A 13,794-nucleotide genomic window follows, 5' to 3' on the forward strand; every position below is an offset into this window, starting at 1 on the left:
GGATGAAGCGAACCTGCGGGATCGGGGCCGGGCTGGCCGCCCTGCTGTGCGGCGGCACCGCCCTGGCCCAGCGCTATGACGGCAGCGGTTCGCCGACCTTCATACCCCATACGCTGCAGGAGGCGCTGGCCGCGGCCTACCTGACTAACCCGACGCTGCAGCGGGAACGCGCGACCCTGCGCGCGACCGACGAACAGGTGCCGACCGCGCTGGCCGGCTGGCGGCCGACGGTCACCGGCAATGCGAACCTGACCTATTTCAGTGGCATGAATTCGGTGGCGCGGCAGCAGGGCTATGCCGGATATGATCGCCGGTTCGACGTGCCGGGCTATAATGGCGGGGTCACGATTTCCCAGCCGCTCTATTCGGGCGGCCGCACGACCGCCAGCACCCACAAGGCCGTCAACCAGGTGATGGCCGAGCGGGCGAACCTGATCGCCACCGAGCAGCAGGTCTTCACCGACGTCGTCGGTGCCTATGTCGGCGTGATCGAGGACGAGCAGCTACTTCAGCTGAACATCAACAACGAGAAGGTCCTTCAGGAGCAGTTGCGCGCCACCAGCGAGCGCTTCCGCGTCGGCGAGATCACCCGCACCGACGTGGCGCAGGCCGAGGCGGCGCTGGCCAGCGCCCGCGCCGCCCGGCAGGAAGCCGAGGGAACGCTGCAGACCGCGCAGGCGACCTACATGCAGGTGGTGGGCATGGCGCCGCCGCCTAACCTGGTCCCCCCGCAGCCCCTGGTCCTGCCGGTGAAATCGCAGAACGAGGCGATCGCGCAGGCAGTCCAGAACAATCCCAACGTGGTCAATGCCCTGTTTACCGAGGCCGCGCAGAAGGATGCGGTTTCCGTCGCCCTGGCGGCCATCATGCCCAAGGTGACGGCCGAAGCGTCCTACATGCACAGCATCAACCAGAGCAGCGGTCGCTCCCTGACCGACGAAAAATATGCGATGCTCAATTTCCAGGTCCCGATCTATCAGGGCGGATCGGAATATGCGGCCGTCCGCCAGGCCCGGCAGCAGGTCGCCGAGACGCACCGCGCCGTCGATATCCAGCGGCGCGCCGCGTTGCAGCTTGCGTCGTCCAACTGGCAGAAGCTGGTGGCCTACAAGGCCTCGATCGATAGCAACCGCACCGCCATCGCGTCGAATATCGTCGCGTTGGACGGGGTGGAACGACAGGCCATCGTCGGCACCAGCACGACACTGGAGGTCCTGCAGCAGCAGCAGACGCTGCTCCAGGCCCAGGTGGCGCTGGTGCAGAGCCTGAGCAACCTTGTCACCGCATCGTATGGCGTCGCGGCGGCCATCGGGCGCCTGACGACTGCCGACCTGAAGCTGGACGTCCCGCGCTATGACGAGACCGCCTATTACAAGGCGGTCAAGGACAGGCTGTGGGGCATCAGCGATCACGCGACAGACCAGCCGGGACGCTGACGCCACCGTCCGCCGCAGGTCCGTCCCTGACGCCGCGATCGTTTCTTTCGATCGGCTTTTCGGTATAAGCGGCGGACATGGGACGTATCCCACCCGGCTATTCATTGAGTTAGGTCTGGCTTTCGCGATGCTGAACAAGTCTTTCTCGCCCGGCGAGATCGAACCGACATTATACGCGCTCTGGGAACGGAAAGGCGCGTTCGCCGCCGATCCCGGCAGCGACGCCAAGCCCTACACGATCATGATCCCGCCTCCCAACGTGACGGGCACGCTGCATGTCGGCCACGCGCTGACCATGACGTTGCAGGACACGCTGATCCGCTGGCGGCGCATGCAGGGGCGCGACACCCTGTGGCAGCCGGGCACGGACCACGCCGGGATCGCGACCCAGATGGTGGTCGAGCGGACGTTGCAGAAGGAAGGCACCACCCGCCAGGCGATGGGTCGCGAGGCGTTCGAGCAGCGCGTATGGCAGTGGAAGGCGGAATCGGGCGGCGGCATCACGACGCAGCTGCGCCGGCTGGGGGCCTCGCTGGACTGGCCGCGCGAACGCTTCACCATGGATGACGGCCTGTCGCAGGCCGTGCGCGAGGTCTTCGTCACCCTGTATCGCCAGGGCCTGATCTATCGGGACCGGCGGCTGGTGAACTGGGACCCGGCCTTCCGGTCCGCGATTTCGGACCTGGAGGTGGAGAATCGCGAAATCCAGGGCAACCTGTGGTACATCCGCTATCCCGTCGAGGGGGAGCCGGGCCGCACCATCACCGTGGCGACCACCCGGCCTGAGACGATGCTGGGCGACATGGCGGTTGCCGTGCATCCCGATGACGAACGGTATGCCGACCTGGTCGGCCGGTCGCTGGTCCTGCCGCTGACGGGCCGGCGCATCCCCGTCGTCGCGGACATGCATTCGGACCCTGAAAAGGGCAGCGGCGCGGTCAAGATCACGCCCGCGCACGATTTCAACGATTTCGAGGTCGGACGTCGCCACAAGCTGGCGATGCCCAGCGTGCTGGACGCCGATGCCCGCATCACCCTGGCCGAGATCGAGGGAGACCTGCGCGCCGAGGACGGGCTGGCCGATCCGCAGTTCGTCCGGGGGCTGGACGGCCTGCCGCGAGACCAGGCCCGCAAGACCATGGTCGAGGAACTGGAACGCCTGGGCTGGCTGGAGAAGATCGAACCGCATCGTAACCAGGTCCCCCATGCCGAGCGGAGCGGCGCCGTCGTCGAACCCCGCCTGACCACGCAATGGTATTGCGATGCCGCGACCCTGGCCGGCCCGGCGATCGCGGCGGTGGAGACCGGCCGCGTCCAGTTCGTGCCGCAGCAGTGGGAAAACACGTTCTTCGCCTGGATGCGCGAGATCCAGCCGTGGTGTATCAGCCGGCAGCTCTGGTGGGGACACCGGATTCCGGCCTGGTACGGCCCGGACGGACATGTCTTCGTGGCGCAGGACGAGGCCGAGGCGCAGGTGCAGGCCCGCGCGCAATACGGCCGCGACGAGGTCCTGACCCGCGACGAGGACGTGCTGGACACGTGGTTTTCCTCGGCCCTCTGGCCGTTTTCCACGCTGGGTTGGCCCGACCGCACGGCGGATCTGGCGCGCTACTACCCGACCGACGTGCTGGTGACGGGATTCGACATCATCTTCTTCTGGGTAGCCCGGATGATGATGATGGGCCTGCATTTCATGGACGACGTGCCGTTCCGCACCGTCTTCATCCACGGGCTGGTCCGCGATGAGCGCGGCCAGAAGATGTCCAAGAGCAAGGGCAACGGCATCGATCCGCTGGAGATGATCGACCAGTACGGCGCCGACGCCATGCGCTTTACGGTCTGCGCGCTGACCGGCCTGGGCCGCGACGTCAAGCTGGGGCAGAAGCGGATCGAGGAACATCGCTCCTTCGTCACCAAGATCTGGAACGCCGCGCGGTTCTGCGAGATGAACGGGGTGAAGTCGGTGGACGGCTTCCGCCCCCAGGACGCGACCTCGGCGCTCGGCCGCTGGATCCTGGACGAGGCCGCGCGTGCGACGGTCGAGGCCGACGCGGCGCTGGAGGCGTTCCGGTTCGATGAATATGCGGCGACCTGCTACCGCTTCGTCTGGAACTGCTTTTGCGACTGGTTCCTGGAGTTCGCCAAGCCGGTCTTCAACGGGGATGACGCGGCCCAGGCGGCGGAAATCCGCGCGGTCGCGGCCCATGTGCTGGGCGTGATCCTGCGGATCCTGCAGCCGGTGATGCCGTTCGTCACCGACGACCTGTGGGCGCAGTTCGGGTTCGGCGCGCCCGGCAGCCTGATGACCACCGCATGGCCCGAAGCCGTCCGCCCGGAGGGCGCCGGGGAGGCCGCCGCCGAACTGGACTGGGTCGTGCGGTTCATCTCCGCGATTCGTACCGTGCGGGCCGAAATGAACGTGCCGCCGTCGCGCATGGCACCCGTGCTGCTGCGTGACGCCGCCCTGGAGACGGTGGAACGGGCCGGGCGCTGGGCCGAGGCGATCGGCCGCATGGCCCGCGTGTCCGAAGTCACGGTGCTGGCGGACGACATGCCGCAGGGCGCGGCGCAGCTGGTGGTGGACGAGGCGACGCTGGTCATTCCGCTGGCCGGGATCATCGATTTGTCGCAGGAACGCCAGCGCCTGGAAAAGGAGCGCCGGAAGATCGACGACGAAATCGCGAAGGTCGAGCGCAAGCTGGGCAATGCGGATTTCATCGCGCGCGCCAAGCCGGAGGTCGTCGAGGAAAATCGCGACCGCCTGGCCCAGCAGCAGGGCGAGCGCGCCCGGCTGGACGCGGCCCTGGCCCGGATTGCCTGATCAGGACGGGTCGCGCGCTCGTCACCATCACTTCTCTTTCAATCCGGTGCGCTCCGTCACATGTTGATGGACGGGCCGGATGATCGGGACGGGGGATTCGCATGACCGACCATATGACACAGGGCGCGTCCCGCCGGGATGTCGCCTATCTTGGCGGGGGATGTTTCTGGTGCATCGAAGCGATGCTCCGGGAATTGTCGGGCGTGCTGGACCTGGCGCCGGGATATGCCGGCGGCATCCGGCCGGATCCGACATATGAAGAGGTCTGCACCGGCCGGACGGGCCATGCCGAAATCGTCCGGGTCGGCTTCGATCCGGACATCCTGCCCTATGCGGACCTTCTGCGGATCTTCTTCACCCTGCATGACCCGACGACGCCGGATCGGCAGGGCGCGGATGTCGGCACCCAGTATCGTTCGGTGATCTTCTGCGCGAATGCGGAGCAGGAACGCGCCGCCCGCGCCGTCCGTGACGAGATCGCGGCATCCGGCCTGTGGCCCGACCCGATCGTCACCGAAATCCGTCCGCTGGAACGGTTCTACGAGGCCGAGCCCTATCATCACGATTATTTCGCCAAACATCCGGAACGCGGCTATTGCGTCGCCGTGATCTCGCCGAAGGTCGCGAAGGTGCGGCGCCTGTTCCATGACCGGCTGGCACTGGCGCGCCGGTAACAGGCATGACGGGCCGTCTCTACGAGGGTTCTTCGTCCAGGAACAACTGGTCGGCTTCCTCGTCGAAATCGAACAATTCGGCGTAGCGCGCCCAGCCGATCAGCGTCTGCAGGGTCTGCTTGGCGTAATCGGGGGACATGCTGTCCTCCAGTTCGTCGCGGAAGCGCTCGGCACTGGCGCGGTGGTTCGGTCGTTCGTCCAGGACCGAGCGGATCGTGCGGACCAGCGGAATATTGTGCAGCAGGCTGTGCCACAGGATGTGCTTGCGCTCGTCATGGGCGCTCTGGACGAAGCGGGCGCCTTCCTGCGTCAGGATGATGTCCCCGTCTTCCAGTTCGGCGAATTCCAGAAGTTGCAGGGATTCGCCCAGCGGGAACAAATCGTCCAGTTCCAGTTGCAGCCGCGATGCCAGCAGCGGCAGGTCCGCTCGGCCGTCCAGCGGGTCGGCGGCCAGGGTTTCCATCATGCCCACCATCGTATTGATCGGCAGGGGCGGCAGGGCGATCTGGACGGACGGGGGTGGCAGGGGGCCCTCCTCGCCGGGCAGTTCGGCCTCGGAGACGATCGGCGCGCGGCGGGTCATCAGCGCGTAGATCCGGTCCACCAATTGCCGGAAGGCCGGATCTTCGCGATTGCGGGGATGGGCGAACGGCACCGACAATTCATGCGCCACCCGCCCCGGATTGGATGAAAAGACGAGAATGCGGTCGCACATCAACACCGCTTCCTCGATGTTATGCGTCACCAGCAGCACCGATTTGATCGGTAGCCGGCGCTCGGCCCATAATTCGATCAGGTCGGTGCGCAGGTTTTCCGCCGTCAGCACGTCCAGTGCCGAGAACGGTTCGTCCATCAGCAGCAGATCGGGATGCACGACCAGTGCGCGCGCCAGGCCGACGCGCTGGCGCATGCCGCCCGACAATTCCTTGGGATAGGCGTTTTCGTATCCGCCCAGGCCGATCAGGTCGATGGCGTTTTCGGCCAGTTGCTCGCGCTCGGCCGCCGGCACGCCCTTTGCCTCCAGTCCCAGTTCGACATTCTTCTGCACCGTCAGCCATGGGAACAGCGCGAAGGACTGGAAGACCATCGCAATGCCGGGGACGGGTCCGTCCAGTTCGCGCCCCTTCCACAGCACCTGGCCCGACGTCGGCGGCAGCAGGCCGGCGATGATGCGCAGCAGGGTGGATTTTCCGGACCCCGAACGTCCCAGCAGTCCCACGATCTCGCCGGACCGCAGCGTCAGGTGCACGTCGTCCAGCACGACCAGGTCGGCGGCGCTTTCCTTATGATAAGCCTGCCGGCAGCCGACGATCCGGATCAGTTCGTCATGCGTGGGGTCGGGGGACGCGGCGGCAGGCAGGGTCATCGCTCGGGGCCTCAGCTGAAGGTGAAATGACGGCGGGCATATTCGGCAAGCGGGCGCCAGACCGCGCGATTGAACAGCAGGACGAAGGCGGCCATGATGGTCATGCCCAGCCCGACATGCGCGGTATCGCCGCGAAGGGTGGCGTGGGCGATGTAGGCGCCCAGCCCGTGGGCCCCCAGATGGACGTCGCCCCAGTTCGCGACCTCGGCGGCGATGGCGGCGTTCCAGGCGCCCCCGGAGGCCGCGATCGCGCCGGTGATGTAATAGGGAACGATCCCGGGCAGGATGACCCTGACCCACCACAGGCGGCCGCCGACATGCAGGCTGCGCGCGACCTCCAGCAGGTCGGCGGGATAGGACGCGGCCCCGGCCACGACGTTGAACAGGATGTACCACTGCGTCCCCAGGATCATTAGGGGGGTCAGCCAGATGTCGCTGGCCAGGTGGAAATGAACGATGAACACCACGAAGATCGGGAAGAACAGATTGGCGGGAAAGGCCGCCATGAACTGCGCCACGAATTGGGTGCGACGCGCCCGTACGGCGTCCAGTCCCAGCCACACCCCCGCCGGTACCCAGATCAGCGAGGCCAGCAGCACCATCGCGATCACCCGGACCAGGGTCAGGCCGCCCAGGGCGACGACATGCCCGATCTCGGCCAGCGAGAACGCGGCATGGGCATATTGCCAGACCTGCCAGGCCGCGACGGCGCAGAATCCGGCCAGCAGCGCCGTCCACCCCGCGTCCTTCACGCGTTCGGGTACCCGGACCTTGTGGCGCGCATCTGACGGACGCCGGCCCAGCGGCAGCCCGCCGATTGCCGTCAGCCCGTTGCCGATCGAATCTGTCACCCGCCGCAGCAGGGCGGTGCGGCGCAGCAGCACCAGCATCCAGGGATCGCCGGCCGGCCGCGCGTCGATTGTCGCGGTGGCGAAGCGCGCCGACCACGCGACGAGGGGACGGAAGACCAGCTGGTCGTATCCCAGGATGACGACCAGCATCGTGACGATGGCATACAGCACCGCCCAAAGGTCGCGCTGGGCGATGGCGGTGCCGACATACGACCCGATGCCGGGCAGAAGGACGTCGGTGTTCCCGACGGTGATCGTCTCGGAATACACCACCATGAACCAGCCGCCGGACATCGAGATCATGGCGTTCCACACCAGCCCGGGCACCGCGAACGGGACCTCCAGCCGCCAGAATTTCTGCCAGGACGTCAGACGGAACCCGCGCGCGACCTCATCGAGGTCCGGCGGGATGCTGCGCAGGGACTGATACATGCTGAAGGCCATGTTCCAGGCCTGGCTGGTGAAGATCGTGAAGATCGCCGCCAGTTCGGCCCCCATGACCTGCCCGGGAAACAGTCCCATGAAGAACACGACGGTAAAGGTCAGGAACCCCAGGATCGGAACGGATTGCAGCACGTCCAGGACCGGGACCAGGATCAGGCCCGCACGGCGGCTCTTGGCCGCCCACACGGCGTAGGTGAAGGTGAACAGCAGGGACGCCATCAGGGCCGCGAACATCCGCAGCGTCGTCCGCACGGCATATCCGGGCAGCCAGGACGGGTCCAGATGGATCGTCGCCGCGTTGGGCGCGGACAGCGGCGCGAGCATGTGGCGCCCGGCCGAGGCCAGCAGGACGGCGAGCCCCAGGATGCACAGCAGGGCCGCGAGGTCGAACAGGTTGGGACGGCCCTGGCGGGATGGATGGGCGGGGAGCGTGCTCGCCGTCATGAACCTACTTTCCTGTCCTGCCGAAGGCGTGCGCCTGTCCTCAGGCTGCGGGGGCGGCCGTTCCCGTGCTGCCGAATCCGCCGCCGGCGCGGGTGGTTTCGTCCAGTGTCCCGACCTCGCGCCAGTCGGCGCGAACGACGGGTGCCAGGACACCCTGGGCGATCCGCATGCCGCGATCGACCGTCACTGCCTCGGTGCCGGTGTTCAGCAGGATGATGCCGATTTCCCCGCGATAGTCCTCGTCGATCGTGCCGGGGCTGTTGGGCAGGGTGATCCCGTGCTTCAGCGCCAGGCCGGAGCGCGGGCGGATCTGCAGTTCATATCCCGCCGGCAGGGCGATGCACAGGCCGGTCGGGATCAGGACCCGGGCGCCGGGGGCGACAATGACGGGGGAGGCGACCGCCGCCAGGAAATCCATGCCCGCCGCGCCCGCCGTCGCATAGGTCGGCAGGGGCAGGCCCTCGGCGTGGGCGAGGCGTCGAACGGCGACTGGAACGGTGGGGGCGGTCATGGAGGACTCCGGTCGGGGGAAAAGAATTCGGCGATCCGCTGCGCCAGGCGCCGTGCCACGGCCTCCTTCGCCAGCCTGGGCCAGCGTTCGGACCCGTCGGCGGTCATCAGGACGATCTCGTTTTCCGCGCCGCCCATGATACCCGTTTCCGGCCGCACGTCGTTCGCGACGATCCAGTCGCATCCCTTCGCCACGCGCTTCGCCGCCGCGTACCGCTCCAGGTCGTGGGTTTCGGCCGCGAAGCCGACCACCAGAGCCGGGCGTGCCGGCCCTGGGGCGCCAAGCTGCGCCAGGATGTCCGGATTGGGGGCCAGGGTCAGGACGGGGGCGGCGGCCCCCGGGCCCTTCTTCATCTTGCGGTCGGTGCTGTTGGCGACGTGCCAGTCGGCGACGGCGGCGGTGCAGACGGCGATGTCGCAGGGCAGCGCGGCCTGACACGCCGCCAGCATCTGGGCGGCGGTTTCGACCCGTCGCACGTCGGCGCCGGGTGGCGGCGGCAGATCCGCCGGACCGCTGACCAGGGTGACGCGTGCCCCGTGGGCGGCCAGGGCGGCAGCGATGGCATAGCCCTGGCGGCCGGACGAGCGGTTGGCCAGGTAACGGACCGGGTCGATCGGCTCGAACGTCGGCCCGGCGGTGACCAGGGCATGCCGCCCGACGAGCGACGGCAGGGCTTCGGCGCGATGTTCCAGATGGCGGAAGATCGCCTCGGCGAGGACGGGTGGTTCGGCCAGGCGTCCGGGGCCGGTCTCGTTGCAGGCCATCAGGCCGACCTCCGGCCCCACGACCGATACCCCGCGGGCGCGCAGAGTCGCCATGTTGGCTTGCGTCGCCGGATGGTCCCACATCCGCACGTTCATCGCCGGCGCGACCATGACCGGCTTGTCGGTCGCCAGCAGCACCGTGGTCGCCAGATCGTCGGCGATGCCGGCCGCCATCCGCGCCAGGATATCCGCCGTCGCGGGACACACCACCAGAAGGTCGCAGGAGCGCGACAGGATGATATGACCCATCTCGCTCTCATCGGTCAGGGAAAACAGGTCCGAGAAGACGCGTTCGCCCGTCAGGGCCTGGAGGCTGAGCGGGGTGACGAAATACGCGCCGGCCCCCGTCAGCACCACCCGCACGCGCACGCCCCGCGTCGTCAGCAGGCGGATCAGTTCCAGGCTCTTGTAGGCCGCGATGCCCCCGCAGACGATCAGCAGGACCGACCGCCCGTCGGGTGCGGGGGCGTGCGGCGTCACGGTCAGATCCGCCAGCCCGAATGGATGGCCGCGATCCCGCCCGACAGGTTGCGGTAGGTGACATGTTCCAGTCCGGCGTCGCGCATCATGCCGGCCAGGGTGTCCTGGTCGGGGAACATGCGGATGCTTTCGGCCAGGTACTGGTAGCTTTCGCGATCGCCGGCGATCGCGGCCCCCATCCGGGGCAGGACCTGGAACGACCAGGCGTCGTAGACCGACGACAGCGCCGCCACCTGCACGCGGGAGAATTCGAGGCAGAGGAACCGCCCGCCCGGCCGCAGGACGCGCCGGGCTTCGCGCAGGACGGCGTCCTTGTCGGTGCAATTGCGCAGGCCGAATGCGATGGACACCCGGTCGACGGAGCGGTCGGGCAGGGGGATCGCCTCGGCGTCCACCACGGCGAAGCGCAGGCTGGAAATCAGGCCCCGCTCCAGCGCGCGGTTGCGACCGACGGCAAGCATGTTGGCGTTGATGTCCGACAGGATCGCCTGTCCGCCGCCCGCCCGCAACCATCCGAAGGAAATGTCGCCCGTCCCGCCGGCCAGGTCCAGAAGGGTCAGGTCCGGATGGGCGCCCAGTTCGGTGATGAAGATCTTCTTCCAGGCCCGGTGGATGCCCAGGGACATGACATCGTTCATGATGTCGTACCGCGTGGCCACGCTGTCGAAGACGGCGCGGACCATCGGTTTCTTCTCGGAGATCGGGACGTCGCGGAATCCGAAATCGGTGGTGTCCGCGTCGGCGGAGCGGGGCATTGCGGGGTCCGCAAACGGGGGCTGGATGGTATTGTCGGTCATGGAACAGGGATATAACCTCAGATCCGGTCATGCCGGAACTCCCTGAAGTCGAAACAGTGATGCGCGGGATGCGATTGCGTCTCGAAGGCCAGGTCATCGCGCGGGCGGCCGTCCGGCGGGACGGGCTGCGTTTCCCGTTCCCCGAACGTCTGGCGGAACGCCTAGCCGGTGCCAGGATCGTGGATTTCCGGCGTCGGGCCAAATACATCCTGATGCGGCTGGACAGCGGGGAAACCATGCTGCTGCATCTGGGCATGTCCGGGCGGGTGCTGCTGTTGGGGCCGGAAGACGTCAGACCGGGGGACGACCCGGCGGCGACGCGGCACGAGCATCTGTCCTTCGAGACGGTGGGTGGGGCGCGATTCGGCCTGATCGACCCCCGGCGCTTCGGCGTCGTCGACCTGATGCCGACGGAGGACGAGGACCGGCACCGCCTGCTGGCGCGACTCGGTCCCGAACCCCTGGGCAACCGGTTTTCGCAGCGCTGGCTGCATCAGGTCATGGCCGGGCGCCGGACGTCGATCAAGGCTGCGCTGCTGGACCAGGCCGTCGTGGCGGGCCTGGGCAACATCTACGTGTCCGAAGCCCTGTTCCGCGCCTCGATCCACCCCCAGCGCCTGGCCTGCACCCTGGACGAGCGGGAGGAGGCGGCGCTGATCCGTGGAATTCGCACCGTCCTGCGCGAAGCGATCGCGGCAGGGGGGTCAAGCCTGCGCGATTATGTCCAGCCGGATGGGGAGCTGGGCTACTTCCAACATGCCTGGCGCGTCTACGGCAGGGCGGGAGAGGGATGCCCGGATTGTCCGGGCGGCGCGGCCTGCGCGGGCGTGGTCCGGATCGTCCAGGCGGGACGGTCGACATTCTTCTGCCCCCGGTCCCAGATCCTGGACACGGCCCGGGATGCGGTCGTCGCCGGCCCTGAATGACTGTTCCGCGAAGACTTGTCTTGACGAGGGATGGAGCCTTGGACTAGATCGCCACCCTGATCTGGATGTCCGCACATGTCAGGCGGCGGACCTCGTAACCTGATTTATGCTGAACTGAGAACGATGGCCAATACCGCATCCGCGCGCAAGCGCATCCGACAGAACGAGCGCCGGAACGCGCGCAACACGGCGCGCGTCTCGCGCATGCGCACCTTCATCAAGAAGGTCGAGGCCGCGATCGCGACCGGCAACAAGGAACAGGCGGCCGACGCGCTGCGCGCGGCCCAGCCGGAAATGCAGCGTGCGTCGGGCAAGGGCGTCATCCACGCCAACACCGTGGCGCGCAAGATTTCCCGCCTGTCCGCCCGGATCAAGGCGATCGCCGCAGCGTGATCGACTGATGATCCGGTATTATTTTCCGCACGGAAAGTAATGGATTTACGGATAGTAAAAAACTAGCAGAAGTCGGGCCAGGCGTTTTTACGCGCGGCCCGACTTTTGTTTTATAGCACAGGTTCCCTGTTGGCCTGAGGCCTGGGACAAGTGTTGGCGAGCTGTCCGGTTTTCGGGATTTTGGCGGATCTCGTTCGCCAGTTTTTCGTTGCCTCCGTCAGGTCCGTGACCTATTCTTGGCGCCTTCCTGTCGTGATGATTGGTGAGGCGATGTGACCATGCCCGCAAGGGTGTCGGGCAGGCGGAAAACTATGCCTATCGGATGTCTTGGGTCTGGGAATAATCGCGCGGAATTTCCGCGCAGCCGGACAATCATGTCCTCGAACGGCCGGGAGTTGAGATGACGGGCGAATTGGGTGGATATGATGCCGTCGCGGAGGCTCGGTCGGCCCGGAATATCCTCGATATCCACTGGGCCCGCATCTGCGCCCGGCTGCAGGCCGAGGTGGGCGAGGTCGAATACCGGACCTGGCTGAAGCAGATCACGATCGGTCCCGTGGACGGGGATGAGATCACCCTGAACCTGCCCACCCGCTTCCTGCGCGACTGGGTGCGCAGCCAGTATGGCGATCGGCTCAGCACGCTGTGGAACGCCGAAATTCCCGAGATCCGCCGGGTCGAACTGCAGGTCGCCCGCATCGACGGCGCGGCGGCCTCTCCCCCCCCGGCCCTGGCCGATGTCGAGCAGGGGGGTGACGATCGCGGCGTGGCATCGACCCCGGTGGTGTCGCCGGTGGCCGAGGATCGCGTTCCCGAAAACCGCAACGATCTGGCGGCGCCGCTCGATCCGCGCTTCACCTTCGACACCTTCGTCGTCGGCAAGCCGAACGAATTCGCCTATGCCTGCGCGCGCCGGGTGGCCGAACGGCCGTCCAGCCCGGGATTCAACCCGCTGTTTCTGTATGGCGGCGTCGGGCTCGGCAAGACGCATCTGATGCATGCCATCGGGTCGGAACTGGTGCGGGGCGGGGCGGTGTCGGTCGCCTACATGTCGGCCGAAAAATTCATGTACCGCTTCATCGCCGCCATCCGGTCGCAATCGACGATGGAATTCAAGGAGCAGCTTCGTTCGGTCGACGTGCTGATGATCGACGATCTGCAGTTCCTGATCGGCAAGGACAATACGCAGGAAGAATTCTTCCATACCTTCAACGCCCTGGTGGATGCGGGGCGACAGATCGTCGTATCGGCCGACAAGTCGCCGTCAGACCTGTCGGGGCTGGAGGATCGCCTGCGGACCAGGCTGGGCTGCGGCATGGTCGCGGACATCCATGCCACGACGTTCGAATTGCGGATTTCCATCCTGGAATCCAAGGCCGCGGCGTCCGGCGTCGCCGTTCCGGGCAAGGTCCTGGAATTCCTGGCGCACAAGATCACGTCGAACGTCCGCGAACTGGAAGGCGCGCTGAACCGGCTGATCGCGCATGCGAACCTGTTCGGCAGGCCGGTGACGCTGGAGGCGACGCAGGATGTGCTGCACGACATCTTGAAGGCCCACGACCGCCGGGTGACGATCGAGGAAATCCAGCGCAAGGTGTCCGAGCACTGGAATATCCGCCTGACCGACATGTCGTCGGCCCGCCGGGCCCGGGCGGTCGCCCGTCCGCGGCAGGTGGCAATGTATCTGGCCAAGCAGTTGACCAGCCGGTCGCTGCCGGAAATCGGCCGCAAGTTCGGCAACCGCGACCACACCACAGTCATGCACGCCGTCGCCCGAGTTACCGAACTGATGGAACGCGACACCGCGTTCGCCGAGGATGTCGAGCTTCTGCGGCGCATGCTCGAGAGCTGATCGCACGGCCCGGCATGCGGGGCCTTTCCGCAGTC

The 13,794-nt window shown here is 67.0% G+C and carries 11 protein-coding genes; 6 read left to right on the forward strand and 5 right to left on the reverse strand.

The features are described from left to right. Positions 1-2: 2 nt before the first annotated feature. The 3 genes from HLH28_RS12635 to msrA all read left to right on the forward strand — a co-directional run bounded on the left by HLH28_RS12635 (position 3) and on the right by msrA (position 4,931). A complete protein-coding gene (locus tag HLH28_RS12635; RefSeq protein ID WP_182959694.1) occupies positions 3-1,436 on the forward strand; it encodes a TolC family outer membrane protein in 1,434 nt (477 codons plus the stop codon). A gap of 127 nt (positions 1,437-1,563) precedes the next feature. Continuing rightward, entirely contained in the window at positions 1,564-4,257 is a 2,694-nt protein-coding gene (locus HLH28_RS12640) for a valine--tRNA ligase (RefSeq protein ID WP_182959696.1), read from the forward strand. A gap of 101 nt (positions 4,258-4,358) precedes the next feature. Beyond that, positions 4,359-4,931 (forward strand): peptide-methionine (S)-S-oxide reductase MsrA, encoded by a 573-nt coding sequence (gene msrA / locus HLH28_RS12645; RefSeq protein WP_246396108.1) that lies wholly within the window; start codon positions 4,359-4,361, stop codon positions 4,929-4,931. Positions 4,932-4,950: 19 nt separating this feature from the next. Here msrA and HLH28_RS12650 read toward each other — a convergent pair whose 3' ends face one another. Genes HLH28_RS12650 through HLH28_RS12670 form a run of 5 tightly spaced genes read right to left on the reverse strand, consistent with a single transcriptional unit; the run spans position 4,951 to position 10,588 of the window. After that, a complete protein-coding gene (locus tag HLH28_RS12650) occupies positions 4,951-6,297 on the reverse strand; it encodes an ABC transporter ATP-binding protein (RefSeq protein WP_182959698.1) in 1,347 nt (448 codons plus the stop codon). Positions 6,298-6,308: 11 nt separating this feature from the next. Then, the gene (locus HLH28_RS12655) at positions 6,309-8,036 is read right to left on the reverse strand and encodes an ABC transporter permease (protein WP_182959700.1); all 1,728 of its coding nucleotides are present in this window, start codon (positions 8,034-8,036) and stop codon (positions 6,309-6,311) included. 40 nt (positions 8,037-8,076) lie between these two features. Beyond that, the gene (gene dut, locus HLH28_RS12660; RefSeq protein ID WP_182959702.1) at positions 8,077-8,547 is read right to left on the reverse strand and encodes a dUTP diphosphatase; all 471 of its coding nucleotides are present in this window, start codon (positions 8,545-8,547) and stop codon (positions 8,077-8,079) included. Next, on the reverse strand, positions 8,544-9,791 hold the full coding sequence (gene coaBC / locus HLH28_RS12665; protein WP_182959704.1) for a bifunctional phosphopantothenoylcysteine decarboxylase/phosphopantothenate--cysteine ligase CoaBC: 1,248 nt from the start codon (positions 9,789-9,791) through the stop codon (positions 8,544-8,546). Before coaBC ends, dut begins: the two co-directional genes overlap by 4 nt. A gap of 2 nt (positions 9,792-9,793) precedes the next feature. After that, a complete protein-coding gene (locus tag HLH28_RS12670; protein ID WP_182959706.1) occupies positions 9,794-10,588 on the reverse strand; it encodes a class I SAM-dependent methyltransferase in 795 nt (264 codons plus the stop codon). Positions 10,589-10,617: 29 nt separating this feature from the next. Between HLH28_RS12670 and mutM the strand changes: the two genes are divergently transcribed. The 3 genes from mutM (at position 10,618) to dnaA (ending at position 13,759) form a co-directional block, all read left to right on the forward strand. Continuing rightward, positions 10,618-11,514 (forward strand): bifunctional DNA-formamidopyrimidine glycosylase/DNA-(apurinic or apyrimidinic site) lyase, encoded by an 897-nt coding sequence (gene mutM / locus HLH28_RS12675; RefSeq protein WP_182959708.1) that lies wholly within the window; start codon positions 10,618-10,620, stop codon positions 11,512-11,514. 123 nt (positions 11,515-11,637) lie between these two features. Then, on the forward strand, positions 11,638-11,907 hold the full coding sequence (gene rpsT / locus HLH28_RS12680) for a 30S ribosomal protein S20 (RefSeq protein ID WP_182959710.1): 270 nt from the start codon (positions 11,638-11,640) through the stop codon (positions 11,905-11,907). A gap of 400 nt (positions 11,908-12,307) precedes the next feature. Continuing rightward, positions 12,308-13,759: a chromosomal replication initiator protein DnaA gene (gene dnaA, locus HLH28_RS12685; protein WP_182959712.1), complete on the forward strand. Its 1,452-nt coding sequence runs from the start codon at positions 12,308-12,310 to the stop codon at positions 13,757-13,759. Positions 13,760-13,794 lie beyond the last annotated feature (35 nt).

This window comes from Gluconacetobacter tumulisoli, assembly GCF_014174155.1.
Lineage (GTDB): Bacteria > Pseudomonadota > Alphaproteobacteria > Acetobacterales > Acetobacteraceae > Gluconacetobacter > Gluconacetobacter tumulisoli.